The following is a 26383-nucleotide window of genomic DNA, read 5'->3' as shown; positions in this document are numbered from 1 at the left end:
CCTATTGCCTCCGCAGATAGGGAAAGAGAGCGTGGTGGAGAGCGCGGAGCAGCTGATCCTGGAGGAGGCCGAGAAAGCCGATGACGATCAGGCCCGCGAAGATCTTGTCGGTCTGCAGGAAGCGTTGCGCTTTGAGGACCGCGTAGCCGAGGCCGGAATTGGCAGCGACGATTTCGGCGACGACCAGATATGTCCACGCCCATCCAAGCGTGATGCGGCAGGTCGTCAGAAGTGCCGGAGCGGCGGACGGGAAGATGACCTTGTAGAGAATTTCGCGCCGGGTGCCGCCCATCGTCTGGGCCGCCTCGATTTGCTGCATCGGTACTTTGCGAACGTCGTCCGCGAACATCAGCACCATCTGAAAGAACGTGCCGACGAAGATGATCGCGATTTTCGACTGCTCGCCGACGCCGCACCACAGCATCATGAGAGGGACGAATGCCACGGCGGGCATATACCTGATGAAGTCCATTGCGGGTTCGAGGAAAGCTTCGGCGGGCTTGAACGTGCCGGCGACCAATCCAAGCGGCAGCGCGATGACAAGAGATGCGAGGAACCCGAGCGAGACGCGTTGCACGCTGATCAACAGGTCGGCGGCAAATCCTTCATTGGCGATCCATGTCCAGAAGCGTTGGATGACATCCAGTGGGCCCGGCATGAACATTTTTGGGACGATGCCGGCTTCGTGGGCGAAGGCCCAGATCAGGATCGGCGTCGCGACGCCGAGGAGTGAGTAGACTGCATACTGGCGCTTCGTCAGCGCGCCGCGGAGCTTCCATTGACGCGGTGTCCTGGCAGCTTTGCTATCATTAATGGGCGCGTGGCCGGCTTGAATTTTCAGTGGCGAAGCATCCATCCAAATTGTCCGCATCGATCTAAACGCTTTGCAATGTGGCCGGCGGGTTTTGACTTGTTGAGCCAAACTCTCGCTTGAGCTTGCGCTAATTAAGCGCTTAATTAATATTCCTAGGCAAGCGTTTGTGATCGCCAAAGTGCAGCTTTTTTGAACAATCTTTGCACCAGCGCGCACATTCTCGAGGCAACGGTAACGCCCGGCGATTTCGTCTGGTACGAACGTCGGCATAAAAAGGATTGGGGGGTCGCGTGGGCACTAAGAGCAGTCCGCCATCGGCTGTACGAAAGCTACGGCAGCGGGCGACTAAGGCACCGGTCAAGACTCGTGTTGTGCGCGCTGGACGTCCACGGCTCGATGTTGGTTCGCCAGACGCCGAGATGAAGATCTGCGAGGTGGCGCTCGATCTTTTTGCCGATCGCGGCTTTTCATCGGTTACGACGAAGGACATCGCGGACGCGACGGGCTTCAATCCGGCTCTGATCTATTACTATTTCGGCAGCAAGGAAGAGTTGTTCCGACGGGCCGTTACGCTTGCGGTCGAGCGCGCATTCGAGCAGTTCCGCTTGGCGCGTGAGGGATTGGAGCATCCGCGTGACATCATCTTCGGATGGCTCGATATTCACGTCAAAGAGTATGAGACGATCGCGAAGCTCATCAAGATCGGTATCGATTACGCGAAGACATCGACGCGTAACGTTCGGATCGACGATGCGATCAGACGGTTCTATCTCGATGAGCGAGGTGTTTTGAAGGCTGCGCTTGCTGCGGGAATTGCACGTGGCGATTTTCGCAACGTTGATGTCGATGAAACCGCGAGCTTCATTTCGACTTATCTTGACGGTGTGTTCGCGCGCGCGATGATCCTGAAGGATTTCGATCCGATCATCGCCATTGATGATCTTCGGGCATTCCTGAACACTCAATTGAAGCGAAAGAAATGAGCCGCAGTGGTGGATGATCGGATGTTGGACGAAACATTGACGATGCGGGTGCTTCAACTCGGGCCCCATCTTCTGGGCTTTTATGACGGACGTGTGCCGGGCAGGCGCTATCATTCGCCCGAGCCAAACTGGCTCGATGACGGGGGCTATGCGCTTGGCATTTGTAGTTACGCCGTTGTCGATGGGCCGTCGGCGATTGTCTACGACACGCACTTATCTCTCGCTCATGCGCGGTTCATCAGGCGGACGCTCGAGGCTCGCGGGGTTCGCGATATTCGCGTGGTGCTCAGTCACTGGCACTTGGATCACGTTGCGGGGAACGCGGTCTTCGATGACTGCGAGATCATTGCGTGCGAGGAAACCGCGCGGTTGCTTTCAGAGAAGAGGGCCGCGATCGAAGCGGGCGCCCTGGATAGCTTACCCGAAATCTCACCGCTCGTTATGCCGACGACGACATTTTCGGGCGGCTTGGAGCTGAGATGCGGTGATGTCGAAATCGAATTGCGTCCGCTCGACATTCACAGTCGCGATGGTGTCTCGATGTATTTCCCGAAAGACGGGACTTTGCTCGCCGGGGACACGCTCGAAGATACCGTTACTTATGTTGACGAGCCCGAGCGGCTTCAGGAGCACCTAGTCGGACTCGCCGCGGTTGCAACGTGGGAATTCTCGCGGATTTTGCCGAACCACGGTTCGCCAGAGCGTATTGCTGGCGCGGGTTATGATACTGGCTTGATCGATGCTACGCGCATTTACGTCGAGCATCTGCTTGCTGCAGCGGCAGACGAGCGTTCCTCGCGTCTTCCTCTTCGGACTTTACTCGCGGAGCCTCTCGCCCGCGGTTCGATCACGTACTTCGAGCCCTATGAGGCGGTGCACAAAATGAACGTCGATAAAGTCAGGAGGCAAGTCAGCAATAACTGATGTTCTCGAGGAATTACGTTGCGATTTTGGGAGCGGTCGCTCGCGAGAATGAATAGTCTGCGATTTCACGGATTGTGCAAATAACATTAGGTCGCTGGGCCGGGCCGAGCTTAACCGTCAGTGTTCTCAAGAGGACAATCATGCATGATCATGCGGATCCTTTCGATCTCGAGCGGTTCGTCAATGCACAGGCAGACGTTTTCGCGCGCGTGGTGACCGAACTCGCGTCGGGCAAAAAGCGATCGCATTGGATGTGGTTCATCTTTCCGCAGTTCCGCGGTCTCGGTTCGAGCGCGATGTCGGAAAAGTTCGGCATCGGAAGCTATGAAGAAGCGCGAGCCTTTGTGAGCCATCCGGTTCTCGGTCCGCGTCTGGCTCAGGTCACGGCGCTGATGCTCGATCACAGAGACAAAGCGCTGATCGATATTTTAGGTTCGCCAGATAATCTGAAATTCCGTTCGTCGATGACACTGTTCGCATCGGTGACAGGGCACGATAGCATCTACGCTCGGGCGCTCTACACATTCTGCAACGGGCCTGACCGAAACACGCTCGCGCTTTTAGGGGCGACGAACAGAGACGCGTAATGAGGGACTTCTTGAGTTTTCAAGCTCGCAAATGCGGCGGACGAAATGACGGGCGCGCGACCGAGGCTGATTTCTGTCGATAATTTGTGCCCGCCGTGGATTTGATGCTGCGGCCCCTTGCTTGCGAATAGCGTGAAATTCTATCGGTTTTGCTGATCTTCCGGCGTTCTTCGAAATACCTTTTTTGAATATATCATTTCTCATGAAAGTTATTGCTGATGGATATTCATGTTCCTGCCCCGGTGCGTCGCCTGCTTTCGCGGGTGCGGCTCTTTCTCTCCGGGAAGTCTAATCCGATTTTGTATGAAAATCTCCGCCGCGGCACGAAGCGATGGAAATTGACCAGACCCGCTTTGGAGCGTGAGATCGAGGGATATGCTTCAGCGTGCAGCGTTTCAGCCGGTGAGACGATCCAGTTCTACGTGAACACTGAGGCGCCTTCATACGCGATCGAAATTTTTCGCATGGGCTGGTACGATGGTCGCGGTGCTCGACAAGTTTGGGGGCCGGTCTCCGCGCGTGGTGTCCGCCAAAGCATCCCCGCGCCGGATCCTGATACGGGCCTGGTCGATTGCGATTGGCAGGAACCATTCAAATTGGATGTTCGGTCTAATTGGCTTTCGGGAGTCTATCTCGCCAAATTGGAGGAGATTACTTTTCGTCGCCAATCGTATATTATTTTTGTCGTGAGAAAGGACAACGACAACGCCGATATTGTCTATCAGCTTCCGGTGAACACGTACCAAGTCTATAATTTCTGGGGCGGCAAGTCGGGCTACGAGTGGGGAAGCGGCGGTGAATTGCCGTGGGGTTCTTCGGCGGGCCGTCCCGCGGTCGTGGTGTCCTTCAACAGACCCTATGCCCGCAGCACCAATCCGGCCGCTGCAGCTTTGGGTATGGGTGCTGGTGAGTTCCTGTCGAATGTGCAGCCGGTGCGTGAAGGGTATCCAATCTCGAGCGCGGGGTGGGATTACAATACGGTTCGCTGGCTTGAGCGAGAGGGCTACTACGTCACTTACATCACCAATGTCGATAGCCATAATTTGCCGGACGCGGTTTCGCGGCGTCGCGTCTTTATCGCGGGCGCGCACGACGAGTATTGGTCGTTGGAAAGCCGAACGAATATCGAGAAGGCTTTGTCCAACGGTACATGCCTAATTTTCTCCGGCGCTAATGCCGTCTATTGGCAGGTGAGACAAGAGAAGGATCGCAAGGGCCGTCCTTGCCGTTTTCTGGCAATCTATAAGGAAAGCGCTGCTGCGTCGGACCCCGTTCTCATCGATGGCGATCCGTCGAATGACCATTTGGCCACAACCAACTGGCGGGAGGCGCCTGTTTCGCAACCCGAGGACAAGCTCATCGGGATCTCGTATTTGATGGATCCGGTTGATGGCAATATCGTCATCACAAATCCGAGTCATTGGGCGTTTGAAAATACGGGTCTTCGTGAAGGCTCCGAGCTCGTAGGGCTTCTTGGCTATGAGGTCGACGGCGTGACAAGTCACGCTCCCGAGGGTCTCGTTGTCCTGGCGACCTCTCCAGCTCAAAACCTCTATGATCCGAAGCGAAGTGTTGTCGCAAACATGGCGACGTACGCCGTTCCATCGGGAGGGCAGGTTTTTGCGACCGGGAGCATTCAGTGGTGCTGGGGGCTCGACGATTTCAATGTGCCTGAGCTTCGCACATCACGGCTGAACGATGCGGCCGCTCAGATTACGCACAATGTCCTCACGCGCTTCGGAGCAAGGCGTTATTCAAGCTAGGGCCGACCGTTTATAATTGGCGGTCGCAGGATTGAATCTACAACGCGGCATGCAAATTAGGTTTGCTGTGTGCGTTGCAGCCGCTGTTCCGAGTGATCGTGCGACGATTCAAAACGAGTGTGCGCCTAACGGAGACTCCAACACTTACAATTTGCCCCAATTCGTTTGCCCCGTTCTTTGAAAACGGCAATCACAATTGGACGACGCTAATGCGCGATCGCTTCTCGTCCTCTACTCGCGGGATAAGCGCCTGAGATGATTTCAGGCGTGCTCGTCTGGGTAGGAGAGTTTCATGCGTAGATCCCTTATCATTTGGTCATTGGCCTTGTTGCCCTTTGCTGTTGCCGTTAACGCACAAGCCAACCCGGCCACACCCTTAAACGATGACGATTGTGCGGCTGCTTGGAAGGAAGCGGGAGGTGCTGACCTCAAGCCCGACAAGGCAAAACCCTTCATCGCGAGTTTCGACCAGGTCGATGTCGACCACGACGGGGCGATCAACTGGGAAGAGTTTAAGGCCGGCTGCAAGAAAGGCCTGGTGACCAAGTAACCTGGCACGATGGCCGCGAGGCGCCGTTTTCCGCCGGCTCTCAATCAGGACAGCCGGCGGACATCTGCGCGCAGTACCGGAAGCAGGTCGGTCTCGAACCATGGATTGCGTTGAAGCCATCTGTTGTTGTGCCACGACGGATGGGGCAGCGGAAATCTCCGCAACGATAAATCGGCGTCGTAAACCTCGCGCCATCGCTGCACCATCTTATTGACGCCCTGCTGCGCGGCGTCCGGTCCGAAATGCCAACGTTGCGCGTGGCTGCCGATAATCAAGAGCAGCTTCACATTCGGCAGGTGAGTAAACAACTTTGTTTGCCAGATCTCCGCACACTCCCGGCGGGGTGGCAGGTCACTGCCGCCGGGCGTCAATCCCGGAAAGCAGAAACCCATTGGGACGATCGCCACGTTGCGGGAATCGTAGAACGCAGCCTCATCGAGGCCTAGCCACTGCCTCAACCGGATTCCCGACGGATCGTCGAACGGGCGGCCCGATTTATGTGCGCGGGTCCCAGGCGCCTGGCTGGCGATGCAGATGCGCGCCGTCTCCGAGACTTGAAGGATTGGCCGCGGCGCGTGGTCCAATGGCTTGCCATAGCGGGGATCGTCTCGGCAGACCCGGCACGCGCGGATAGATCTCACCAACGCATCGAGGGCGTTTGTGTTGTTCGGCGTCGAGATCTTGGCCTGGACAATCGTTCTCGAGGGCATACTTCTATCCTAACCCTTCGTGCGATGTATCCGAGGGTTCGATGTGAGATCGTCGAATTTTTTATTCCCGCTTTTTCAACAGGACGTCCTTTAGGACGACGGCATCGTTGTGTTCCTCGTCATGAGCGCTGTAGACGAGGGTGACCGTATGCGTCTTGGTCAGCGCGCGAATGCGCTTCAGGATGTCGGTGTGTTGCCGAAGTTCGTCGCGATAGCGGCGCTTGAACTCCGGCCAGCGCGCCGGATCGTGGCCGAACCATTGCCGCAGCTCGGTGCTCGGCGCGATGTCTTTCTCCCACTCATCGAGTGCAGCCTTCTCTTTGCTCACCCCGCGGGGCCAAAGCCGATCGACCAGTATCCGTACGCCGTCGTCGGTGGCGGCCGGTTCGTAGGCGCGTTTCAATCGCAGATGAGAAGGGGGAAATGGTGCTCGGGTCATGAGACGCTTCCCGGAAGAAGATTGCGCGACGTTGCTGCGGTCCCCCAAGGCTCCCCGCCGGGATGTTACTGCTCGGCTCGGTGACCAGCCAGGCTTTCTGCAGGAGGGTCAGAATGAGATTTCAGAGTGGCACCAAGTGCCTAATCTCAATTGGTGCCGGCTGTAGGATTTGAACCTACGACCCCCTGATTACAAATCAGGTGCACTACCACTGTGCTAAGCCGGCTTGCCGAAGGAAATCAGTGATTTACGTCGTTGACCCCGAAGAGTCCAACGTTTTTGCTGCGCAATTTGTCAGGTGTCACCAGCTCACGCGCCAAGCGCTTGATACAAGACGCGGCGGGTGGTGTGCAAGCGGTGCTGCCGCCATCTCGGAAGATGGAGTATTCCAGTCAAAAAAAGAAGCAGAGATTGCTCTCTGCTTCTTATGGCTTCCAATTAGAAGCGGCCTGTTACGGGCACCACCAGACCGGGCCGATTGCCATGCAACCGCGACGGCCCCAGTCACCGGGGCGGCGATCATAGCGATGCCAGCCATTGGGCGGACGTCTGTCGTGCCGCTTGTGGAAATTCGGCTTCCTACCGCGATCGTTCCGGTGATCGTTCCTGTAATCGATTTGCTGGATCGCAGTTGACGCTGCGTCATGCGCAGGCGCGCCCACTGTGATTGCCGAAGCAGACGATGCCGAAATGATCGACACAGCTACGGCGCACAGTGCGATGCTTTTTATACCCAAAAGTTATCCTCCCGGTTTTGAAATAACCAACCGCGCATTAACGCGCCGAGTTAGGTCAGGTTCCGTTTTGAACCTGGCCCGTTAGCTAATCGTTCGAGCTTCGATCGTCTACGTTTCGCGCGCCTACATGGGGACGCACATATGACGGTGGCGAGCCTTGATCCTCCATCTTCACGAATCATTTGAATCGTGTTCAATCCGGGCCAAATGCTCAGGGGATTGAGAAAGAATATGTACAAGATCGTTTCAGCTGCTTCGGTGTTCGTTGCAGCTGTTGTTTCCGTCACGCTCCCATGGGTAACGCCGGCGGCTGCAGGTGGCTTTTCGACACCAGTCGCATCAGGCACTGCAAACTATGACTGGTCGGGAGCCTACTTGGGTGGCAGCGTTGGCGGCGGGTGGGGAGATGTCGGTTGGGTGTATGACGATGGGGGTAATCCAACCAATCCGAACCCAAAGAGCTATAGCGGCGTTCTCGGTGGCGCCCACATTGGATATCAACGTCAGTGGGGCCGCCTCGTTGCGGGTCTTGAGGGCAATTATATTTTTCATGGTATCGGGGAGTAAGGCCGATTGCCCGAACGATTTCAGTTGCAAGGCTCAATTGCGAGGTGTCTGGGAAGTCGGGCCGCGTGTGGGCTTCGCGTGGAACAACGTTCTTCTCTATGCGACCGGCGGCTATGCCAACGGCCGCGTGACCACTCAAGCTCAAGAGAAAGAGACGGGCCTAGTTTATGACGCTTCGAAAGCGACCCACGATGGTTTCTACATCGGCGGCGGGCTCGATTGGGGTGTGACCCAAAACATCATTCTCGGCGTCGAGTATCAGCACATCGATTTCGACAGTGTCGATCACATCACCATTGAGAGTCGCACCATTGATCCGGACCTGGATATTGTCAGGGCGCGATTGACGTTCAAGCTCGGGACAGCGAGCGAGCGTGCTGCTTCGCTGAAGTAGCGCGCACCCGCGGGCCTGCAAGCGATGAAGAATTCCAAGGGGCAACGGAAGCTGCCCTTTGGGATCGCAGACTAGGCGCGATCCAGCTTTCCGAAGGAATTCAAGCTTTTGCGCCTGGCCGCGCCGCCAGCGCAGAGCGACAGTGCGAAGGCTCCTCCAGACGTGGTACAGTCACGTCGACTAGAGGAGATCAAGGCCATGCAGTTCGCCGTGGGTTTCAAGTCCGAGGGACGACTGGGGCATGTCCTAATCGACGGTGACGATGCGCTCGTGGCCGCGCTCAAACTGAAGGCCGAGTGTCCAACGGCGGCCATCATGTATGTCCGGCCGCGAAACCGTCGCGGCGACAGTCGTCATCCGCCGTTGTCGGATCTTTGGCAGAACTGATTTTCGATTAAATGATGCTCCGGCAAATCATGCCCGGGATTCTGGCTGCGGAAGGTGTCGTCTCGCCACTTCGGCGATGAGGAGACGGGCGAGGGTGATTGCGCATTCGGCATATCGCTTTGCAAGGCGGCGAGGGTTCGTTGCCAGGCGCCACAGCCATTCAAGGCCGAGTTTTCTGAAAAGTCCGGGCGCCCTTATCTGAGCGCCGGCAAGGAAATCGAGTGACGCTCCCGAGCAGATCATTCCGCAGCGGAGGCCCCGCGCGCGGGCGTGCTCGGCAAATATTTCCTGCTTCGGTGCGCCGAGGGCGACGATGCAGATACGGGCTCCCGACCGCTTGATGGTCTCGATGGCGCGGTCCGCCTCCGGTCCTTCGGGATCAAACGAGCGAGACGGCGACAGCACTCCCGCGATCTTCAGAAGGCCATCGGTGACGTTGCCAATTTCGTGCGCGGCTTTCGTCAGCACCTCTTCCGTAGATCCGAAAAGAAAAACGGGCAGGCGGGCGTCCGCGGCGGCGTCAAGCATAGGTAGAAGCATGTCGGAACCGGTTGCGCGGACGACGCTTTGATCCTGCAAGCGTGCGAGCCAGGCGACAGGAGCGCCATCCGCCGTGACGATGTCGGCCTTGCGGTAAGCACGGCGAAACGGCTCGTCGCTCCTAAGTTTTACGAGGTGGTCGAGGTTCAACGTAAAAACCGTGAAGGCTTCTCGTGCCTTGGCCCGGCCGATGATCCGTGAGATCGCCGTTTGCATATCCGCGGTGTTGATCGGCCAACCGCCGACGTAGGCGAGGGCTGGGATCGGCTCTTGCGTGGCGTTGGGTAACTCCAGGTCCGCCAATGCGAGCGCGGCGGTATTTTTCTGTTGCACTTTGACTTCTCTGATCCAGCTGTCGCGTGCCAGAGCCGGAGCAAGTCCTATGCCTCGCGGTAGACAGGCGGCACGGAGCCCTTAATGGAAGAGGCCGCGCTGGCCGCCGCACCGATTTGTTTCATTTTTGTCGACGATCGTCCCGATATTGCACGTTGAGTGCCGCAGGGTTTGGAACGGTTCATGGGCCGTCCGGGCAGACGTGAGGATCGTCCGCATCTCTCGGCGAGCGGGGATCGGGTTTGCACCGTCGGCCCGGCGGAGGCGGGCAAATCTCAAGTTTTTCGGATGATTTGCTGTGCGAGAGCGCCTCTGCAACTTGCAGGCGGGGTCAGGTCATTTCGTCGGGTGTCGCGAAGACTCCCATGTCGCACCCTCGCGGCCCGGCAAATGCATTGCTGGGGGCAGGCATGGCCTTGGCTTGCCTTGGCCGTTCTGACGAGGAAGACGTATCCGTGCTTGGTAGTGCCCGAAGACTAGCTTCGCCGAACATCGTAAGGTTCTCACGTTTTGCTTTGACCCAAACGAGTTTTGGCGCGGCTGCATTCCTTATTGAGCTTGTCAGCATCGTTCTGATCGCGATCGCGACCGGGATGACTTACCATTGGCTCGTCTACGGCGAGCAAGGGTTCGTCGAAACCTATGCGGCGATCGGAAGTCTCGCCGGGCTCGGTTACACCTCGGCGTTTCTCATTCGCGACGAATACGCCATCGGAGTTTTGTTGGAAGGGATGCGGAGCCCCGGCCGCGTCTTTCTGACGTGGAGTCTCGTCTTCATTGGGCTTTCTGTCATCGGTTTTCTGACAAAGAGCACGCACGTATTCTCGCGCGGATGGCTGGTCGTCTTTTTCGTGTGTGGTCTTGCAGGTGTGCTCTCTCTCAACGCTGTGCTGAGCCGAGCCGTGGCTTACATCATGGCGCGCGGTTGGGTGCGCCGACGCAAGGTCATGATCGTGGCGACGGATCGCGATATCGCCTCGCTCGAGAAGGAAATCAACGACGGCTCAACGGGCTTTTGGGTCATTGCGAGGACTGCTGTTCCCCAAATTGCGGGGGAGCCAAAAGAAGTCGAGGCTGTGCTCGACGCGGCCGTCGCCAATGCCCGGATGCTCGGCGTCGAAGACATCGTCATATCGAACACGCTTTACCGCAGCGAGTTTCTGGAGCGCGCGGTCAATGCTTTCAATGTTCTGCCGATTGCCTTGCACTTGAGCACGAGCGGTTTGGTCGGAAGGTTCAAGGACGCTCGCATCGCCCGGTTCGGACAAACCGCGACGCTCTCTTTGACGAGACCGCCGCTCGGCCCATTCGAGGCCGCCACGAAGCGTTGGTTCGATATGGTAGCCGCTGGAGTAGCGCTCTTCATCCTCAGCCCGCTATTTGCGGCGATCGCTCTTCTCATAAAGCTCGATAGCCCCGGGCCGGTGTTCTTCAAGCAGCGCCGGCGTGGCTACAACACCGAGGAATTCCGCATTTGGAAATTCCGCACCATGTCGTCGCTGGACGATGGCGACGTCATCATTCAGGCGACCGAGAATGATCGCCGCATCACGGCCGTCGGGAATTTCTTGCGGCGGACGTCTCTCGACGAACTGCCGCAACTCATCAATGTTCTCAAGGGTGAAATGTCTCTTGTGGGTCCGCGTCCGCACGCTGTTGCGCATGACCGTTTCTTCGAGCGGCGGATCGAACTCTATCCGCGGCGGCTCAACGTCAAGCCCGGCATCACGGGATGGGCGCAGGTGAATGGCTTCCGAGGCGAGACGCGTACCGAGGAGCAGATGCGGCAACGTGTCGATCACGATCTCTATTACATCGACAACTGCTCGCTCGGCTTCGACCTCTACATCATTTTGCTGACGCTGATCTCGCCCAAGGTGGGGCGCAATGCGCGATGACGACTCAAAGGTACTGGCAGAGATGTAACGGCCTGTTTGAATTCGGCTTCGGCCGTTGTTCGCAGGATGGCATTCAAGCGTTCTTAAGATAGTCTGAGCAACGATTCTTGCTGCTTTCGTGTCATGCGTGCGCGAAACTCATCCAGAACGACCAGGGAGTTCACCGATGCGCTTTAAGTCCTTGATGGCGCTGGCCGTGCTTGCGGCAGCTTCTTTAGCGCCGAGCGGCGGGGCCTCTGCGTTTGGTTTGGACAGTCCCGATCTCAGGGTCCGCCCATACCACCACAACGAAGCGCTCGAGCAGTACTATTCGTATTATTACGATCCACGCGGCTGGTATCCCTACTACAACTCCGGCGAGTGGGGCGGTCCGATCATCAGCCGCTATAAGGGGCCGTTGCCGCCATACTATGCGTCGTGGGGCGCGCCGAACAGGCGCTACCACCACGTCGAGTGGCACCGCCTGCACTATCGCGGTCATCGCCGCGGCGATTGGTAAGCGGACGCCGTTCAGTCCGATCAGGAATTCATAGCGCTCGGTCATTGAGATGGCCGGGCGTTTCTTTTTTATGATTTCGCTGCGGGATGGGCTCGCATTCAGGACATGTTCATAGGTCTTCTGAGAATATCCTCATGCTCGCGGGATGAGCACGCGTACGAGTTCTTGCTAAGGGGGATACAACCCATGATGAAAAGATTTGGCAACGCGATGATGGCGCTTGCCGTCGCGAGTTCAATGATGATGGCTGTCGCTCCAGAGGCGCAGGCGCGCCGTGGCGCCGGTGTTGGCGTTGGTGTTGCTGCGGGCATTATCGGCCTTGGCATTCTTGGCGCGGCTGCTGCAGCGCATGACCGTCCGCGCTACTATTCGCGCTATGACGAGGGTCGTTGCTACCGTGGCCCTGAAGAGTGCCGTTGGTCAGGGCGCCGGTGCTTTGAAAACGAATTCGGCGATACCGTCTGCCGCGGCGGGCGATATCTCTGCGAACGTCCGCTCATCTGCGATTGATCGAAATCGCCGGATCAGGATTTAGCGGCTGGCGCGGGAACGCGCCGGCCGTTTTCATTTTTCGCCTTCATTTTTTTCGTGCGAGCAGCGCCGTGTGAAGCGCGATCGCGGCCGCGTTCGACACATTGAGGCTGGCGAGCGTGTCGTCGGTCGTGATGTGCGCGAGGCTATCGCACGTCTTGCGGGTTAGTTCGCGCAGTCCCTTGCCTTCCGATCCCATCACCAAAGCCGTCGGTTGCGACCAATCGAGGCTTTCGATGCTTTGTTCGCCTTCGCTGTCGAGACCAACGACGGCGAAGCCCGCCTCCTTCAGTTCATCGAGGGCACGCGAAAGATTGGCGACGAGGGCGACAGGAACGAGTTCGAGGGCTCCTGATGCAGACTTGGCAAGAACACCGTTGAGGGGCGGGCTGTGCCGGCGCGTCATGACAAGACCGCTTGCGCCGAAAACAGCTGACGAGCGCAAAATCGCGCCGACGTTGTGGGGGTCCGTCACCTGGTCGAGGACGATGAGCGGACGTCCGCCTGCCGATGCGGCAAGATCGTGCCAATCGGGTTCGGGGAGGGGTTCGACGTCGAGCGCCGCTCCCTGGTGCACCGTATCGGCGCCTAGAAGCTTGTCGAGGTCGCGGGGGGTGACGCGCTCGATCGGCAGCTCGATCGTGCCCACGGCCTCCAGAAGGCGCCGTTCGGCGTTTTCGGTCAGAAGGACGCGGAGGACCTTGCGCGCTGGGTTCTTCAGCGCCGCCTCGACAGCGTGCAGGCCAAACAAGCGTATGGGGCCATCCTCGTCCTCGGCGTGGCCGCGGGCGTCCCGGGCGCGTGCGTTGGGGTGGAAGGCCGTTTTGGCCGGGCGGGAAGAAAAGTTGCCAGAGCGCTTCTTATCGCGCCACGGTTTGTTGAAACGTGGTTTCTGCAGGGGGGTGCCTCGAAAATTCGACGTTAAGGCCCGCCCGCAATGCTCTCTTCCGCAATGGGATGGGGGCCGAAGCGCACATTGCCGCTTTTCCGATTGACATGAAAGGCCCCGATGAAGATAACGCGGGCGAAGGCCCTGCCCGGTTGGCAGGGCGCTTTCATTTCTACAGCCGCATCAGCGGCCTGGGGAGAGGTGCCCGAGTGGCTAAAGGGGACGGACTGTAAATCCGTTGGCTTCGCCTACGCTGGTTCGAATCCAGCCCTCTCCACCAAGACCCCTTCTGCCAGTGTCGATTAACGTCGGTTGGCGAGAAAATTATCTAATAAAATCAGTGAAAATCCCGATCTGGCGTCTATTGACGTCGGGGCAAATCGCCTACCATCGGCCTCGCGTTTGTGGACCAATTTGTGGACGAGCGATGGCGAAAAGCACGCACCGGCTGAACGCGATCAAGGCTGCTAATGTGAAGGCCGTCGGAATGCATCCCGACGGAGCTGGCCTCTATCTCAAGGTGGACAAGGGCGGATCCAAGTCGTGGGTGTTCCGTTATTGTTCGATCGGCGGCAGCGCTATCTTGGTCTGGGCGCGGTGACTTCGGTCAGCCTAGCTACGGCGCGAACTTTGGCTGCCGATGCGCGCCAGCAGCTACAAATTGGTCATGATCCAATCGAGGTGAGGCGACAAGCCGAAGTTGAAGCGGCGGCGGATAAAGCTCGATCGATGACGTTCAAGGAGTGCGCCGAAGCCTACATGGCTGCGCACGAGCCGAGCTGGAAGAACGCGAAGCATTGTGAGCAATGGCACAGCACCCTCCGGCGCTATCTCTATCCGAAGTTCGGTGGTGTGGCGGTCTCCTCAGTCACGACCGAAATGGTCCTCGACGCCATACAACCTATTTGGCATTCGATGCCCGAAACAGCGTCTCGGGTGCGTGGGCGGATCGAAGTCGTCATCGATTGGGCGAAGGCAATGGCTGAAAGGCCGAGAAAACGGACGCTCACTGACAGATGGGACGTGTGGTTTACGCGTGGATCGGGCGCGTCCGCCGCTCACCATTTAGCGGACAAGGCGATTTCGACCGCTCCGGGCCATAAGCAGTCATTGCTTATGTTCCCGAGATACACCTGCTCAGCCGCCCTCACCCGGCTTGGGTGAAAAGTATTTTTTGAATTTCCCTGGTTCCTCCGAGTGGGCGCGCGCATCGTTCGGCATCTCCTTCTTGACCGTGATATTTGGCCACTTCAGCGCGTATTCGCGATTAAGTTCGAGCCACTTCTCGTTGGCCAGGCCCGGTGTTCTGTTTGATGGCATCGACCGGGCACTCTGGTTGGCACACCCCGCAGTCGATGCACTCGCCGAGGTGAATGACGAGCATATTCTCGCCCTCTTAGAAGCAATCGACGGGATAGAGCTCGACGCAGTCCGTGGTCTTACACTTGATGCATCTCTCGTCGGCGTAGTACATCATTCGCGCTCCCAGCGGTCGCTGTTAGCGAGCAGCTTCTTTTCACCGTGAAAGTACTCCTTGCGCGTCTCGGTCGCGTACTCGAAATTCGGGACTCGATAAGGGCATCCACGGGGTATGCCTATGAACGGGCCGCTCCCTCAACCTCCGGCACTCATATGCCCTGAGGTGTGCTCGTTCGCCGACCACAGCGCTAGCACGATTGCTGCGATGCCGATCACCACGCTTGTACGCGTCGCGGCCGCATGGCCGCTGAAGTTCAACACCCATGGCGCCACGATCAGCCAGGCTCCCAAGACGGCACTGATCCACTCCTCCCAGACGCGGAAGGCAAACAGAGCCGCCAGAGCCATCAACGTGATGACGGCACCAACGAGGTGTGCATTCAGTGCAGCGCTGCCTTCTGTTACGTAGTTTAGCGCCCAAGGTGAGATGAACAGTACAATTCCGAGCAGGACGTTGACCGAGTCCTGCCAATCGCTTGTGATGTTTTGCTTTGCATCCATTGCCAACCTCCTCCGGTTGACATCGCGAGTCCCATCATGGGAATTCGCATCGGTATATTTGAGGTAATTGTTCGTCGAACGCGTTCAAGGACGCTGCAGCCTGAATCGAAAAATTTGATCAATCGCGCACGTTACCGCAATGCAATACGCCCATTGCGTGTGTGGGGCGGTCCGCCCGGGCGAGCGTCAATAACCTTGCCAAGGCACTTCGTACGAGTTGCGAGGGGGGAAACAACGGCCTAAAATTTTTTGGATTGGATCTATTGGGCGGCGAAGCGCGAGTTCTAAGGTACCCGCAATGCTGCTTGGCGGGCCGTTGGGCCTACCAGCGCATCCTCCGGCACGCGATGCCGCAATGGAGGATACAATGGCTGTCATTGCCATGACGCGCGAGATGGCGACGCGCGGAAGCGAAGTTGCTGTGGGCCTCGCAAAGCAATTGGGGCTTGCTATTGTTCACCATGAGATCGTCGAGCACGACATTGCTGAACGAGCCGGCATGCCGGAAAGCGAGGTGCATCGATTTCTCGAAGGCGAGACGTCGTTGCTGGAGCGGTGGACGCTCGATCGCAAGCGCATGTCCCGGTATACGGCTCAAGAGATTCTGGAGCTGGCGGTAAAGGGAAACGTGCTGATCAGGGGCTGGGGCGCCACCTATCTCCTGAAGTCCGTACCGCATGTCATATGCGTGCGTATCTGTGCGCCGATGCTCTTTCGTGAAAGAGTCCTGATCGAGCGGCTCGGCGTTGGCATCGCCGCAAACGCACGTCGGGAAATCGAGCGCAGCGACGCTGCTCACAATGGAACAATGCAAAAGCTTTTTGGAATCGACTGGGAGGATCCGTCGCTCTATGCGATCGTGCTCAATACCGCGCGGGTCCCGGTCGCAGACTGCGTCGAACATATCGTTCGCCTAGCAGAGAGCTCTACATTTCAGGAGACCGCGCGATCCCGCAACGTGCTGATGGACGAGGTCATCCTGTTTCGCGCGCGGGCCGCCATGGATCGACAGTTCGGCGCCAAGTCCGTTCAAAATTGCCTTGATGTGCATGTTTTCAGCGGCAAGGTGCTGCTCACGGGAGCGACGACAGATCAACAGATGATCGTCGATGCGGTGCGTTTGCTGCAAGGCGTTGAAGGTGTGACAACTGTCGAGAGCAAGGTCGCCCATGTTGCTTTCGTTCCGCATGCGGACTGACAGCTAGTTTGCTGGCCGAGCAAGAAGCGTAACTTAAAAGGAGATGGCCATGGCGAGCGGGTTGGATGGCAAGTTTGCTCTTGTCACTGGGGTTAGTAAGAGCGGACAGATCGGGGTCCCGGCATGCCAAGCGCTGGCTGACCTTGGCGCGAGTCTCGCTATCTCGGCTCGCAATCGAGCCAATGTTGAGGCGCGGGCTGCTGAGCTACGCTCACGTGGTGCTCGAGTTCTGGCGCTACCTGCCGATCTGACTAACGAGCAACAAGTGAATGAAGCGATCGATCGGATGGTTCGGGAATACGGTCGCATCGATATTCTGGTGAACTTGGCGGGCGGGCTCACGCGTTACAAGCCGGCTGTGGAGCACTCCTTGGATGACTGGCAGCATGAGATGAGCAACAATCTTTTGTCGTCATTCCTGTGCTCGCGCGCCGCCTTTGTCCGCATGCGGGCTAGCGGGGGTGGAACCATCATCAACTTCGCCCGGGCCGGGCTGCCTCAAGCCAATATGGTCGCCTACAATTGCGCCAAAGCGGGCATCGAGGCGCTCACGAGAACGTTCGCACTCGAAGGACGTGACGTTGGCATCCGTGTCAACGCTGTGGCGCCTGGCTTAGTAGATACGGAATCCAACATCGCCGCCATGAAGCCCAAAGAGCTCAAGCATTGGGCGAGACGCGATGATGTTGCTCAAGCCGTTGCGTTTCTGGCGAGCGACGCATCCGCCGGAGTGACAGGGCAAGTGCTAGCAGTCACTGGATGGGGCATATGAGCCTCCGAAATGGCTGCAGTTTTTGAGATACTCGTTGGTGGTTGCCGCAGATTTCGAGAGGTGACCCAAGATGGCAACCGTAAGAGATGTGCTCGATCAGAAAGGGTGTGGAGTCTATCACATTCATCCAGACGCTTCCGTGCTGGTCGCACTTGAGATGATGGCGAAGCATCAGATTGGGGCGTTAGTCGTCATCGAGGGCGGCATTCTCGCCGGGATCATCACTGAACGAGATTACGCTCGGAAGGTCGTGTTGAAGGGGCGGACCTCTCCTAGGACGCTGGTGCGGGAGATCATGTCGACTACAGTCATCTGCACCCGACTCGATCAAACCGTCGAAGAGTGCATGGCAATCATGACCGCGAAGGCCGTTCGCCATCTCCCGGTCCTTGAGCACACGAAGGTTATCGGCTTGGTTTCGATCGGCGATCTCGTCAAAAACGTCATCGCAGATCAAAAATTCATTATCGAGCAGCTCGAACATTACATCAAAGGCGACCGCTGATTCACAAGCGGGTGAGCGGGAGGCGGCGCTATTGGTCCACATGGAGGCGGGCTACCCGCAGCCGTCGCGTAAATGCGGACCGATGTCGAACTGAAGCATGCCGGTCGGTTTGTCCGAAGCGCGTGCCTAGATTGTGGGAGACCCGAGATGCAAATCGAAGAAACAAAAAGGGCGGTTTGGGTTTCACTTTTCAGCAGGCGATGACGACGCCCATTCGACAGCGGCGTTCGTCCAAATCTATGTGAAATCCAGCGCCATGAGCCGGGTGGCTGACCTACCCATTTCTTCGCATTTGATGACGGCAGCCGAGATTGATCGTTTTGTCGACAATGCGATTTTGGCTCTAGAAGCCCTCCGGAACGATGCGAAAAGTGCGCTGGCGAAGGGCCTACCGTGACGGGAGGTTCGGTTCGGATCAGAAGCAGAAATCGGAATGGTTCGAAGCCGGTGTCCGGTTGGGCCTCGATACTATCGCTATCGCCACAACTAGGTCTCGGCAGGGCCTCGTCCCCGCGTCGTCTATTTGTAGGGCGCATCCAGCTCCAGGTTCTTCGCAATCTCGCGTTCCCAGCGGTCCCCATTATCGAGCAGCCGCTGCTTGTCATAGATGAGCTCCTCTCGCGTCTCCGTTGCAAATTCGAAGTTCGGTCCCTCGACGATGGCATCGACCGGACACGCTTCTTGGCAGAGCCCGCAGTAGATGCACTTGGTCATGTCGATATCGTAGCGCGTAGCGCGCCGCGTTCCGTCGTTGCGACGAGGGCCGGCTTCAATCGTGATCGCCAACGCCGGGCAGATCGCCTCGCACAGCTTGCAGGCGATGCAGCGCTCCTCTCCGTTGGGATAGCGCCTGAGGGCGTGCTCGCCACGAAAGCGAGGCGACAGCGGCCCCTTTTCGAACGGATAGTTGAGTGTCTTCTTCGGCGCGAAGAAGTAGCGCATGGACAGGAAGAACGCCGAGAGGAACTCGGTGAGGAAGAGAGCCTTGATACCCCGTCCGATCGAGGTCATGCGACGAGCTCTTGCAAATCGCAGCTGCGCCTCAGTCAGTCTACGCCTTTTTCGTCATGTCAGATGGATTAAAAACACGAATGTGATTGGCGCTTATGCGCGCGGATACCCAGATGCCAAGCACCAATTTGATCGCGGCATAGCCGGCGCTAGCGTGTCGATCGTGGTGTCTTTTGCTGCCCCACGGTGTCGAATGGTGCGCGATTGATCCGCCGCGACAGGATTGAGAGGAGGCTCCAATGGCAACGTATATCGTGTTTGGGAACTTCACCGAGCAAGGCATTCGCAACGCAAAGGATTCGCCCAAAAGGAAGGAACAATTCAAGGAAATGGCGAAGCAGCTGGGAGTGACGGTGAAGGATCTGTACTGGACTCTCGGACGATTCGACATCGTCCTCATTCTTGAGGCGCAGGATGATGCGGTGGTTGCCGAGCTTGGCCTAAGCCTTGGCAAGCTGGGAAATGTCCGCACACAAACAATGCGCGCTTTTGGGCCCGCAGAAGTGACCAAGCTCCTCGACAAGATGGTCTAACCATCGCGATGTCGTGCCGTTCGCCAGCCTCGAGATCCGCCGTGACGCTGGCCGATTACGGGGCGCAGATCACCCTCGTCGATATGATCTCCCGGACTGCCGTTGTGGGCGATGTTCGACCTTTTAATACAATTTTTTGGGCTAATCTCGCTCGATTATGATGCCGACGATCGGCGAGTACGACTAGGGGCCCCGACATCATGCTCCGTCATGATATCGAGTGCAGCAGGCCAGCTGCACAAGGCGTGCATTATTGATCGGATGGCAACTCGTGCAGCAAAGCCGCCGTCCAGGAAACGGCCACTACTCCGGTCCAAGTGTCGTCAATGGTTGCGCGCGCCAATGTGGGCGTGCGGTACGTCAGCCATCAACCGGTGAAACTCGCGGCCTTTCAGACGCACCAGAGTGCGATGGTCCCCGCTCTCGAAGTAAATATCATCGAACCCTTCGAGGCTGTCATCCATCACGGCCTGCAGTCCGTAGGCGCCCGCGACCGGCGGGATAGCCCCAAGTGCGCAATCCGAGAATACAGTTGCGACCTCAGCTTCGCTCGCCAAGCCCACCGGCTGCTGCAACCACATGCCGAGCGCGTCGAGACTCACGTGGCAGGAGGTCGGAATGATCGCTAAGATGTAGGCGTCCTTACGACGTATAAGTACGCCTTTGGCGAGATTGTCTTCTGCGATACCGCCGGCTTCAGCTGTCGCTGAAGAACGCATCGTAGGCGTATGTGTCACCACATCATAACGGACGTCACGGCCGTCAAGATACTTTTGGAGTGATGGTGCGATACCCAAGGCATACCTCGCTTTCCGACCTCAGTTAGTCGGTCACTTTCGACCTGGCGAAAAGGGCCGCCTCCCGCGAACACAGCGTACCCGCTAACGCCTTTTATTTCGGCGGGCGCGCGCTCACATACACAGCTGGTGTAAAATACGACCCCTTGGGCGGTGCGTGTGCCGTTGCGGGAGTGGGCGTCAAAGTCGGAGGCGCCATTGGCGCTGCTCTCCGCGACTTCTGAACCATCTCTTTGGTGGGCTGTTAGCACAGCACCGCCTCGCTTGGGGTGCCCCACGGCTACGCCGATAGTGACTCTATTCCGATCCCAGGCCGGTGTATATCATTTAACCTCCGCACTTGGACTGACGCTCGACCCCAAGTCGGTCTCGGCCGGCTCTATTCGGCAATATAGTTCTCAGCTTCTTCCAGCGAGAACGAATAGGGGTGTGTGCGACTGTGCGAACGGATAGGCCCGCCAAATTCTGGATCGACAACCAAGTATCGACCGCGATCCTGGCCGTGGCTCGCCTTACGGATCGCAAGCCCCTTGCGCGCCGCACCGCGACGCAGGCGGCGCTCACGAGCCGAGAGCATATCCTTCTGAGCCATACATCTTCACTCTCTGATCCCTCCCTCTCTCCCAGCGAAGTGAATAGGCGTCGTTGGCAATTGTTCTCCTCGAGGACAACAAATGTGGATGTAAGTACTGTGCGCGACGAGTTAAGTTCAGCAAAGAAGGGGGAGATTGAAGGCGAGAATTGCCATGTCGAAGCCGATTAAAGTTCAGATCCTGGAGAGGGCCCGAGCCCTGATTGAGGGCCAACGGCGTTGGTGTCGGGGCGACCTCGGGCGGGACGCGAAGGATGTTTCGGTCGGCCCAACAGACTGCAACGCTGAGCGACGTTGTGCCTTGGGCGCCCTTGTGGCGGCGGCTTATGAATTCACCAACGATCTCCATCTGGCGCACGAGCTTGCCATGACAGCAATGAGGCCCTTCGTCGGAGCCACCGCGCTCACGCAAATCAACGACACTGAAGGCCACGCTGCCGTACTCACTCTCTTCGACATCGCCATCGAGCGAGATCAAGAAGGTCGGGCTAATGTCTGAGTTCTTCGAGCCCACAGCCCACGGAACAGTTCCAGCGCTTCGGGATTGGCAAGCGCCTTTTTGTTCTTCACCTCGCGGCCCATGACAACATCGCGCACGGCAAGCTCAGTGATCCTGCCGCATTTGGTGCGCGGGATGTCAGCCACGGCGATAATGTTAAGGGGGCACAAGCGGACGCAGGCAGGCTGCGCTCGTTTCGGTCGCTTTGGGTCAGGAAGAGACATGGCTCTAGTGGCCGGGACGCCCGCTCCTAGGACGAAAGCAGAAATCAGCCACCTCATGCTGAGCTGTCGATCTGCTCATGCGGTGCGTTGGCCAAGATGTAAGGAATGTCGAAGGACTTCAACTCGGCGCAAAGATCGTACGCCTCATTGTGCAACCCCTTGTCGATCACGGCCGCGTCAAAGGTTTCGCGCTCGATGAGGGAGAACGCTGAAAAGTGCTTCCGACGTCGATCAGTCTGAAGCCACAGTAAGGGCGGTGCTGATCAATCAGTCCTTGTTCTTGAGCATCATCGCAACCCGGGTAAAATTGGTCATAAGTTGCCCTTTGATATCTGTAGCCAGTCCGACGCGATCGATCGCCATCGACATGCATTGGAGCCATGCATCTCGCGCCTCGGAAGCAATCTCGACGTGCTCATGCATTCGGCGCACATCTGAATGCCCGAACTTTTCAACATACAGCCGCGGCCCTCCAAGGAACCCCGATAGAAAGTTGAATTGCTCGATGCGCGAGTGCGCAACACCGTGACCGCGCAAATGAAGGATGTGCAGGGCACGCCCTTCCGGCTCCTTTTCAACAATGTCGTAGAATACTTCCACAAGGCGGCGGATGCCTTCCTCGCCGCCGACGAGATCATAAAGCAGCTTTGTCTTCTTGACGGGCGGCGGTGCCTTAGCCGGTGCTCTATTGCTCTCGTCCAGCATGGGTTGGCGCTTCCTCACGATGCGTTTTTCAACATGCATATCACGCAAATGCTGCGAGTTCCGCCTTCGGCCCAAAGAATTCGAAATGTTGCTGCGCGTGCGGCACATTCCACGCATTCAGAAGACGATGAATTTTGGCCAGAAAGGGCGTCGGGCCGCAAAAATAATACTCTGCATCGCGATTGCTGATCATCGTCTCAATCAGTTTCGCATCGATGAAGCCTTTGCTGGTTCCGATGTCGGCGCTGCCGAGGGGCTTCTGTGGATCGAGGTAACAGAAGTGCGCATTCAAGTTCTTGTGCTGTGCCTTGAGTTCTTCGACGGTCGCTTTGAAGGCTTGCACATCTTCGTTCTGACACCCGTGAATGAAGGCAACTTCGCGCTTCGGAAACTTATCCAGAGCAGTTTGCAGCATGCTCATCAACGGCGTAATTCCGATACCTCCTGCGATGAGGACCAGCGGCCGCTCGTTCTCATCGTCCTGATGCAGAAAGAATTCGCCGGACGGAGGAGCCACTTCCAATATCGCGCCGACAGCCAGAGAGTCGTGCAATAGATTCGAGACATAGCCTGCCGGTGCTGTTCCGCCGACGCCGTCTTCTCGCTTCACGCTGATGCGCAGCCAATCCGAATTAGGTTTGGCGGAGAGGCTATACTGACGCATAGTCGTCTGCCCGTCCGCGGTATGCACGCGAATGGTGATATATTGGCCGGGCTTGAAGGTTGGCAGCGGACCTTTGTCTTCTGGAGTCAGATAGAACGATGTTACGATGCTGCTTTCCTGCTCTTTCTTCGATACGACGAAGCGGCGGAACCCTTGCCAGCCCCCGGGAACCGATGCGGCCTCGCTATATATTTGGGCCTCGCGGTTGATGAGAATATCGGCCAAAAATCCGTAAGCTTCGCCCCACGCGGCGACGATTTCGTCAGTCGCGGCGCTGCCCAGTACTTCGCGAATTGAAGCCAAGAGATTCTCGCCGACAATGGGATAGTGCTCGGGCTTGATCTGCAACGACGCATGCTTCTGCGCGATAAGCTCCACCGCCTCTTTTAGCTGGCCGAGATTGTCGATGTTTGCTGCATACGCGCAAATCGCAGATGCCAACGCGGCTTGCTGCTTACCTGCCTTCTGGTTCGTACGGTTGAAATAGGGAAGCACCTCCGGATTGTGGGAGAACATGCGGTTGTAGAAGTGTCGCGTCAACGTATTGCCGTGCTCTTGAAGAACAGGAGCGGTTGCCTTGACGATTTGGATGGTCTTCTGACTTAGCATGGTGCTTCCCTCCGATGCGTGCCGCCAAGAATTTTTCCTGGTGCCGAGCTCAACGGAAAAAGATATATTTTTTATATATCTTTTAGGTCAAGGGAGGCGGAACGGCCAAATTGCCACGCGTGCGATAGGCTGTTTGAAACGCCAGGGGACATCGTTATCGCCATCGTGACCGTGGTCGGCCGTCGTGCGACGCACCTACGCAAGTTGCGAAGCGGATCGACAAAATATACCTTCGAGGTACTTTAATATTCGCGCGAGGCTCGGGTGTAACGATGCAATTGACGGACTTTACCGATTACAGCCTGCGCGTTCTTCTTTATGCAGCGAGCCAAGGCGACCGCCGGATCACCATTGAAGAGACCGCCGGCATCTATGGAATATCTCGCGCCCACTTGATGAAGGTCGTAAACCAACTCACGAGTAGTGGCTTTCTCACCTCTGTCCGCGGCCGTTTGGGTGGTGTCGTTCTGGCCAAGCCGCCGGAAAAAATCCGTCTTGGAGACGTCATTCGCGCAACCGAACCCGATTTCGCGCTGGTTGAATGCTTCGGCGCCGAAAATCATTGTGCGATTACACCACGCTGTAAATTGCGTGGCGTCCTCAACGAGGCCCGAGCCGGATTTCTCGCCACGCTGGATCGTTATACCCTCGCCGATATCGCACTTAAGCCACGGGATTTCCCTCCCAGGCTTCACTCCACTTTCCGTAGCGCAGGCGGTTAGGAAAGTGACGGATGACCCATGGAGGATATGCCATTCGGAGAGGAGCTAAATTCAAACCGCAAAAAAAGGCTCGCAAGGGCTCCGCCGTATCAACAGGTCCTAGGGGCGTTAGCCCGGAATTCTTCTTCGCGCGAACCACGTTTGCCTAGCCCAAAGAAGGGCCGTTCGGCGTTCGCCGTGTGTACTTGCTTGACAGCCGATCAAGTCCTTCCAGGAAACGTACCCGACAAGATGACCATCTTGTTTGTCAACAACCGACAGATGGGCGACGTTCGCGGAGTTCATTCGCTCGACGACAGCGTCGAGATGGTCGTCAGGATACGCGATTGTTGGCTTGGTTCCATCGAGAAGCTGAGCGAGTGTGGCCGTACGCGAATGTCTTTGACGGCGCCAACGGATGATTGCGGGGGGATCGATTATCCCGAGAACACGTGTTTGTCTGTCGACAACTGGAAACGTGGGATGCGTCGTTGACGGATCGACCAGGAGTGCCGCCGCCTCGCGCAAGGTCATTGAGCCCGGCACCATCTGAACGCTTTGCGTCATCACATCCGCGACGCGAGTCATGGCAAACGGGCTAACGTGATATTCGCAGACAATATGGTGTCCCCGCCGCGCCAGCCGTTCCGTCAAGATGGAGCGGCGCGTTGTGAGGATCGCGACGCAATAGGCAGTAACGCAAGCCGCCATGGCGGGCAGGAAGCAGTTCATTGCGCCAGTCAGTTCGACTGCAAAGAATGTTGCAGTGAGCGGGACGCGCATCGTCCCGCTCATCATCGCGGCCATGACCAGAAACGGCCAGAAGCCCGCGCTCACTGTTGGCATTATGGCTGTTAGAACCATACCTGTAGCGCCACCGATAATGAGCAGAGGGGCGAGGACGCCTCCGGATGTGCCCGAGCCGAGAGCGATTCCCCAGATCGTCATTTTGACGAGCATCAGAGATAAGGCACTCCTGGTGGAGGGATCGCCTTTGAGAAGATGCTCGATATTGTCGTAGCCGACGCTTAGGGCGCGCGGGTCAATCATGCCGCCGAGGCCGACAAATGCCCCGCCGATCATCGGCCACCACATCCAGTGGATTGGTAGCTTGGAAAATAGATCTTCTGTCGTGTAGACGAGCTTCGTGAGGCACCCCGAGAGCAGACCCGCGATCGCTCCTGCTGTTACCCAGCCCAACAATCCCGTGATCGAAATCTGCACGTCAGCCCAAAAGGGAAACAAGGTCGACGGCATGTGAAGATACGTGCGCTCGACCGCGGCCACCGCCGCAGCCACAGCGACTGGAATGAAACTGCGCGGCGCCCACTCGAAAAGAAGAAGTTCGACCGCAAGCATCACTGCGGCAATGGGCGTGCCGAAGACCGTTGTCATCCCAGCAGCCGCGCCCGCCACGAGAAGCGTCTTTCGCTCGTTGTCGCTGACGGGAAGCATCTGAGCAATGAGCGAGCCAAGCGCGCCGCCCGTCATAATGATCGGTCCTTCGGACCCGAAAGGTCCGCCGGTACCAATCGAGATCGCCGACGAAATGGGTTTCAGGACAGCAACTTTCGGACTGAGGCGTGAGCGGCCCAAAAGGATGGCCTCCAACGCCTCCGGTATTCCGTGACCGCGAATTTTTTCGCTCCCATAGCGCGCCATGAAGCCGATGACCAGCGCGCCCGCCATAGGGATCAAGATCGAGCCCCAACCAAGCGGAATTTGACCGATCGTATGGGGCGTAAAGGACCATTCGCCGAAATAGGCGATGTTCGTGCAGAGGCGAATGAGGGCCAGCAAAGCGACGCTGGCAACTACGCTGAGTGACGCGATGACGACCGCGATGGTCGCGACGAAAAGCACGCGTGGGCTCGTGGTAAAATCCCCGAGGGTGCGATCGACTTCTACGGGCTTCATTCCGTCCTTGTCTTGATGGCTGATGCAACTGCTGGAAGCTCAACGGCGACCTAAATATCGTATTACGATATAAATGCAAGCAGGCCATGGGGCCGCGACAAACCACGCGGCTGCGGTGCTCGATACTTCTC

At 57.6% G+C, this 26383-nt stretch carries 30 protein-coding genes, 2 tRNA genes and 5 pseudogenes; 21 read left to right on the top strand and 16 right to left on the bottom strand.

The annotated features are described in order from the left end of the window. Position 1: 1 nt before the first annotated feature. Positions 2-856 carry an ABC transporter permease gene (locus G359_RS12660; RefSeq protein WP_045836421.1) on the bottom strand — a complete coding sequence of 285 codons (855 nt, stop codon included), beginning with the start codon at positions 854-856 and terminating at the stop codon, positions 2-4. A gap of 329 nt (positions 857-1185) precedes the next feature. On the opposite strand from G359_RS12660, the gene G359_RS12655 reads away from it, so the two are divergent. The 6 genes and pseudogenes from G359_RS12655 to G359_RS21125 all read left to right on the top strand — a co-directional run. After that, positions 1186-1797 (top strand): TetR/AcrR family transcriptional regulator, encoded by a 612-nt coding sequence (locus tag G359_RS12655; protein WP_156150763.1) that lies wholly within the window; start codon positions 1186-1188, stop codon positions 1795-1797. A 21-nt stretch (positions 1798-1818) separates the two neighbouring features. Beyond that, positions 1819-2721, top strand: a complete 903-nt coding sequence (locus tag G359_RS12650) for an MBL fold metallo-hydrolase (RefSeq protein WP_045836419.1) — start codon at positions 1819-1821, stop codon at positions 2719-2721. A gap of 140 nt (positions 2722-2861) precedes the next feature. Continuing rightward, positions 2862-3308, top strand: a complete 447-nt coding sequence (locus G359_RS12645; RefSeq protein WP_045836418.1) for a DUF1810 domain-containing protein — start codon at positions 2862-2864, stop codon at positions 3306-3308. Positions 3309-3646: 338 nt separating this feature from the next. Beyond that, entirely contained in the window at positions 3647-5071 is a 1425-nt protein-coding gene (locus tag G359_RS12640; RefSeq protein WP_197077579.1) for a N,N-dimethylformamidase beta subunit family domain-containing protein, read from the top strand. 292 nt (positions 5072-5363) lie between these two features. Then, on the top strand, positions 5364-5621 hold the full coding sequence (locus G359_RS12635; protein WP_045836416.1) for an EF-hand domain-containing protein: 258 nt from the start codon (positions 5364-5366) through the stop codon (positions 5619-5621). A gap of 1 nt (position 5622) precedes the next feature. Continuing rightward, positions 5623-5760: pseudogene (locus tag G359_RS21125) on the top strand (hypothetical protein); the annotation flags it as partial. Here G359_RS21125 and G359_RS12630 read toward each other — a convergent pair. The 3 genes and pseudogenes from G359_RS12630 to G359_RS12620 all read right to left on the bottom strand — a co-directional run. Next, positions 5705-6331 (bottom strand): annotated as a pseudogene (locus tag G359_RS12630) (uracil-DNA glycosylase family protein); the annotation flags it as partial. The pseudogenes G359_RS21125 and G359_RS12630 overlap by 56 nt on opposite strands. A gap of 61 nt (positions 6332-6392) precedes the next feature. Beyond that, a complete protein-coding gene (locus G359_RS12625) occupies positions 6393-6770 on the bottom strand; it encodes a DUF488 domain-containing protein (protein ID WP_045836414.1) in 378 nt (125 codons plus the stop codon). Between the two features lie 151 nt (positions 6771-6921). Then, a tRNA-Thr gene (locus G359_RS12620) sits at positions 6922-6996 on the bottom strand. 742 nt (positions 6997-7738) lie between these two features. Between G359_RS12620 and G359_RS20780 the strand changes: the two genes are divergently transcribed. The 3 genes from G359_RS20780 to G359_RS20075 all read left to right on the top strand — a co-directional run bounded on the left by G359_RS20780 (position 7739) and on the right by G359_RS20075 (position 8855). Beyond that, positions 7739-8074, top strand: coding sequence for a hypothetical protein (locus G359_RS20780; protein WP_045836413.1), 336 nt, complete (start codon positions 7739-7741; stop codon positions 8072-8074). Positions 8075-8111: 37 nt separating this feature from the next. After that, complete coding sequence (locus G359_RS20775) at positions 8112-8468, top strand: outer membrane protein (protein ID WP_197077578.1); 357 nt, start codon at positions 8112-8114, stop codon at positions 8466-8468. Between the two features lie 198 nt (positions 8469-8666). Continuing rightward, a complete protein-coding gene (locus tag G359_RS20075; RefSeq protein WP_082073091.1) occupies positions 8667-8855 on the top strand; it encodes a hypothetical protein in 189 nt (62 codons plus the stop codon). 27 nt (positions 8856-8882) lie between these two features. On the opposite strand, the gene G359_RS12600 is transcribed toward G359_RS20075, so the two are convergent. Continuing rightward, complete coding sequence (locus G359_RS12600) at positions 8883-9728, bottom strand: WecB/TagA/CpsF family glycosyltransferase (RefSeq protein ID WP_245280020.1); 846 nt, start codon at positions 9726-9728, stop codon at positions 8883-8885. 365 nt (positions 9729-10093) lie between these two features. Here G359_RS12600 and G359_RS12595 point away from each other — a divergent pair, with 365 nt between their 5' ends. From G359_RS12595 to G359_RS12585, 3 genes are all read left to right on the top strand, one after another. Then, positions 10094-11626: an exopolysaccharide biosynthesis polyprenyl glycosylphosphotransferase gene (locus tag G359_RS12595; RefSeq protein ID WP_082072921.1), complete on the top strand. Its 1533-nt coding sequence runs from the start codon at positions 10094-10096 to the stop codon at positions 11624-11626. Positions 11627-11792: 166 nt separating this feature from the next. Then, positions 11793-12125 carry a hypothetical protein gene (locus G359_RS12590; RefSeq protein ID WP_045836410.1) on the top strand — a complete coding sequence of 111 codons (333 nt, stop codon included), beginning with the start codon at positions 11793-11795 and terminating at the stop codon, positions 12123-12125. 186 nt (positions 12126-12311) lie between these two features. Further along, positions 12312-12635 (top strand): hypothetical protein, encoded by a 324-nt coding sequence (locus G359_RS12585; protein ID WP_245280019.1) that lies wholly within the window; start codon positions 12312-12314, stop codon positions 12633-12635. A gap of 67 nt (positions 12636-12702) precedes the next feature. On the opposite strand, the gene rlmB is transcribed toward G359_RS12585, so the two are convergent. Continuing rightward, positions 12703-13407, bottom strand: a complete 705-nt coding sequence (gene rlmB / locus G359_RS12580) for a 23S rRNA (guanosine(2251)-2'-O)-methyltransferase RlmB (protein WP_245280018.1) — start codon at positions 13405-13407, stop codon at positions 12703-12705. 333 nt (positions 13408-13740) lie between these two features. Here rlmB and G359_RS12575 point away from each other — a divergent pair. The 3 genes from G359_RS12575 (at position 13741) to G359_RS12570 (ending at position 14709) form a co-directional block, all read left to right on the top strand. Next, a tRNA-Tyr gene (locus tag G359_RS12575) sits at positions 13741-13825 on the top strand. Positions 13826-13972: 147 nt separating this feature from the next. After that, entirely contained in the window at positions 13973-14146 is a 174-nt protein-coding gene (locus tag G359_RS20510) for an Arm DNA-binding domain-containing protein (protein ID WP_156150761.1), read from the top strand. 128 nt (positions 14147-14274) lie between these two features. Continuing rightward, entirely contained in the window at positions 14275-14709 is a 435-nt protein-coding gene (locus tag G359_RS12570; protein WP_156150760.1) for a phage integrase central domain-containing protein, read from the top strand. Here the strand turns inward: G359_RS12570 and G359_RS12565 are convergent. From G359_RS12565 to G359_RS12560, 3 genes and pseudogenes are all read right to left on the bottom strand, one after another. Then, a pseudogene (locus tag G359_RS12565) lies at positions 14683-15022 on the bottom strand (ferredoxin family protein). The gene G359_RS12570 and the pseudogene G359_RS12565 sit on opposite strands and share 27 nt — an antisense overlap. Then, positions 15019-15140 (bottom strand): annotated as a pseudogene (locus tag G359_RS20960) (NADH-quinone oxidoreductase subunit I); the annotation flags it as partial. The pseudogenes G359_RS12565 and G359_RS20960, both read right to left, overlap by 4 nt. A 19-nt stretch (positions 15141-15159) precedes the next feature. Beyond that, a complete protein-coding gene (locus G359_RS12560) occupies positions 15160-15525 on the bottom strand; it encodes an SPW repeat protein (RefSeq protein WP_045836408.1) in 366 nt (121 codons plus the stop codon). Between the two features lie 367 nt (positions 15526-15892). Here G359_RS12560 and G359_RS12555 point away from each other — a divergent pair, with 367 nt between their 5' ends. The 3 genes from G359_RS12555 (at position 15893) to G359_RS12545 (ending at position 18000) form a co-directional block, all read left to right on the top strand. Beyond that, complete coding sequence (locus tag G359_RS12555) at positions 15893-16723, top strand: cytidylate kinase family protein (protein ID WP_045837968.1); 831 nt, start codon at positions 15893-15895, stop codon at positions 16721-16723. Between the two features lie 43 nt (positions 16724-16766). Beyond that, complete coding sequence (locus G359_RS12550) at positions 16767-17495, top strand: SDR family NAD(P)-dependent oxidoreductase (protein ID WP_045836407.1); 729 nt, start codon at positions 16767-16769, stop codon at positions 17493-17495. 70 nt (positions 17496-17565) lie between these two features. Beyond that, positions 17566-18000, top strand: coding sequence for a CBS domain-containing protein (locus tag G359_RS12545; RefSeq protein ID WP_045836406.1), 435 nt, complete (start codon positions 17566-17568; stop codon positions 17998-18000). 519 nt (positions 18001-18519) lie between these two features. Here the strand turns inward: G359_RS12545 and nuoI are convergent. Continuing rightward, positions 18520-19011, bottom strand: a complete 492-nt coding sequence (gene nuoI / locus G359_RS12540; RefSeq protein ID WP_045836405.1) for an NADH-quinone oxidoreductase subunit NuoI — start codon at positions 19009-19011, stop codon at positions 18520-18522. A 239-nt stretch (positions 19012-19250) separates the two neighbouring features. On the opposite strand from nuoI, the gene G359_RS12535 reads away from it, so the two are divergent. After that, positions 19251-19544 carry a GYD domain-containing protein gene (locus G359_RS12535; protein ID WP_045836404.1) on the top strand — a complete coding sequence of 98 codons (294 nt, stop codon included), beginning with the start codon at positions 19251-19253 and terminating at the stop codon, positions 19542-19544. Positions 19545-19867: 323 nt separating this feature from the next. Here G359_RS12535 and G359_RS12530 read toward each other — a convergent pair whose 3' ends face one another. Further along, positions 19868-20341: an aminoacyl-tRNA deacylase gene (locus G359_RS12530; RefSeq protein ID WP_045836403.1), complete on the bottom strand. Its 474-nt coding sequence runs from the start codon at positions 20339-20341 to the stop codon at positions 19868-19870. Between the two features lie 379 nt (positions 20342-20720). Further along, positions 20721-20933: a hypothetical protein gene (locus G359_RS12525; protein WP_045836402.1), complete on the bottom strand. Its 213-nt coding sequence runs from the start codon at positions 20931-20933 to the stop codon at positions 20721-20723. Positions 20934-21087: 154 nt separating this feature from the next. On the opposite strand from G359_RS12525, the gene G359_RS12520 reads away from it, so the two are divergent. After that, positions 21088-21432, top strand: coding sequence for a DUF6197 family protein (locus G359_RS12520; RefSeq protein WP_045836401.1), 345 nt, complete (start codon positions 21088-21090; stop codon positions 21430-21432). On the opposite strand, the pseudogene G359_RS20955 reads toward G359_RS12520, so the two are convergent. The 3 genes and pseudogenes from G359_RS20955 to hmpA form a co-directional block, all read right to left on the bottom strand. Then, positions 21408-21596 (bottom strand): annotated as a pseudogene (locus G359_RS20955) (hypothetical protein); the annotation flags it as partial. The gene G359_RS12520 and the pseudogene G359_RS20955 sit on opposite strands and share 25 nt — an antisense overlap. A gap of 327 nt (positions 21597-21923) precedes the next feature. Further along, positions 21924-22469 (bottom strand): group II truncated hemoglobin, encoded by a 546-nt coding sequence (locus G359_RS12515; RefSeq protein WP_245280017.1) that lies wholly within the window; start codon positions 22467-22469, stop codon positions 21924-21926. Beyond that, positions 22402-23634, bottom strand: a complete 1233-nt coding sequence (gene hmpA / locus G359_RS12510; RefSeq protein WP_045836400.1) for an NO-inducible flavohemoprotein — start codon at positions 23632-23634, stop codon at positions 22402-22404. Before hmpA ends, G359_RS12515 begins: the two co-directional genes overlap by 68 nt. 272 nt (positions 23635-23906) lie before the next feature. On the opposite strand from hmpA, the gene G359_RS20060 reads away from it, so the two are divergent. After that, positions 23907-24356: an RrF2 family transcriptional regulator gene (locus tag G359_RS20060; RefSeq protein ID WP_082072920.1), complete on the top strand. Its 450-nt coding sequence runs from the start codon at positions 23907-23909 to the stop codon at positions 24354-24356. Positions 24357-24464: 108 nt separating this feature from the next. Here G359_RS20060 and G359_RS12500 read toward each other — a convergent pair whose 3' ends face one another. Next, positions 24465-26252, bottom strand: a complete 1788-nt coding sequence (locus G359_RS12500; protein ID WP_045836398.1) for a chloride channel protein — start codon at positions 26250-26252, stop codon at positions 24465-24467. Between the last annotated feature and the right edge of the window lie 131 nt (positions 26253-26383).

The organism is Hyphomicrobium sp. 99 (genome assembly GCF_000384335.2).
In the GTDB taxonomy this organism is placed as follows: domain Bacteria; phylum Pseudomonadota; class Alphaproteobacteria; order Rhizobiales; family Hyphomicrobiaceae; genus Hyphomicrobium_B.
Note: the sequence above shows the minus strand (reverse complement) of the source record. Positions and strands in the feature narration are given on the sequence as shown.

Coding starts and splice junctions, on each gene's coding strand:
- G359_RS20060 (WP_082072920.1), top strand. CDS start 23,907: ATGCAATTGACGGACTTTACCGATTACAGCCTGCGCGTTCTTCTTTAT.
- hmpA (WP_045836400.1), bottom strand. CDS start 23,634: ATGCTAAGTCAGAAGACCATCCAAATCGTCAAGGCAACCGCTCCTGTT.
- G359_RS12525 (WP_045836402.1), bottom strand. CDS start 20,933: ATGGCTCAGAAGGATATGCTCTCGGCTCGTGAGCGCCGCCTGCGTCGC.
- G359_RS12650 (WP_045836419.1), top strand. CDS start 1,819: ATGTTGGACGAAACATTGACGATGCGGGTGCTTCAACTCGGGCCCCAT.
- G359_RS12545 (WP_045836406.1), top strand. CDS start 17,566: ATGGCAACCGTAAGAGATGTGCTCGATCAGAAAGGGTGTGGAGTCTAT.
- G359_RS12515 (WP_245280017.1), bottom strand. CDS start 22,469: ATGTGCCGCACGCGCAGCAACATTTCGAATTCTTTGGGCCGAAGGCGG.
- G359_RS12595 (WP_082072921.1), top strand. CDS start 10,094: ATGTCGCACCCTCGCGGCCCGGCAAATGCATTGCTGGGGGCAGGCATG.
- G359_RS12520 (WP_045836401.1), top strand. CDS start 21,088: ATGTCGAAGCCGATTAAAGTTCAGATCCTGGAGAGGGCCCGAGCCCTG.
- G359_RS12645 (WP_045836418.1), top strand. CDS start 2,862: ATGCATGATCATGCGGATCCTTTCGATCTCGAGCGGTTCGTCAATGCA.
- G359_RS20780 (WP_045836413.1), top strand. CDS start 7,739: ATGTACAAGATCGTTTCAGCTGCTTCGGTGTTCGTTGCAGCTGTTGTT.
- G359_RS12570 (WP_156150760.1), top strand. CDS start 14,275: ATGACGTTCAAGGAGTGCGCCGAAGCCTACATGGCTGCGCACGAGCCG.
- G359_RS12500 (WP_045836398.1), bottom strand. CDS start 26,252: ATGAAGCCCGTAGAAGTCGATCGCACCCTCGGGGATTTTACCACGAGC.
- G359_RS12585 (WP_245280019.1), top strand. CDS start 12,312: ATGATGAAAAGATTTGGCAACGCGATGATGGCGCTTGCCGTCGCGAGT.
- G359_RS12535 (WP_045836404.1), top strand. CDS start 19,251: ATGGCAACGTATATCGTGTTTGGGAACTTCACCGAGCAAGGCATTCGC.
- G359_RS20075 (WP_082073091.1), top strand. CDS start 8,667: ATGCAGTTCGCCGTGGGTTTCAAGTCCGAGGGACGACTGGGGCATGTC.
- G359_RS12555 (WP_045837968.1), top strand. CDS start 15,893: ATGGCTGTCATTGCCATGACGCGCGAGATGGCGACGCGCGGAAGCGAA.
- G359_RS20510 (WP_156150761.1), top strand. CDS start 13,973: ATGGCGAAAAGCACGCACCGGCTGAACGCGATCAAGGCTGCTAATGTG.
- G359_RS12625 (WP_045836414.1), bottom strand. CDS start 6,770: ATGACCCGAGCACCATTTCCCCCTTCTCATCTGCGATTGAAACGCGCC.
- G359_RS12560 (WP_045836408.1), bottom strand. CDS start 15,525: ATGGATGCAAAGCAAAACATCACAAGCGATTGGCAGGACTCGGTCAAC.
- G359_RS12660 (WP_045836421.1), bottom strand. CDS start 856: ATGGATGCTTCGCCACTGAAAATTCAAGCCGGCCACGCGCCCATTAAT.
- G359_RS12590 (WP_045836410.1), top strand. CDS start 11,793: ATGCGCTTTAAGTCCTTGATGGCGCTGGCCGTGCTTGCGGCAGCTTCT.
- G359_RS12635 (WP_045836416.1), top strand. CDS start 5,364: ATGCGTAGATCCCTTATCATTTGGTCATTGGCCTTGTTGCCCTTTGCT.
- G359_RS12550 (WP_045836407.1), top strand. CDS start 16,767: ATGGCCATGGCGAGCGGGTTGGATGGCAAGTTTGCTCTTGTCACTGGG.
- nuoI (WP_045836405.1), bottom strand. CDS start 19,011: ATGACCTCGATCGGACGGGGTATCAAGGCTCTCTTCCTCACCGAGTTC.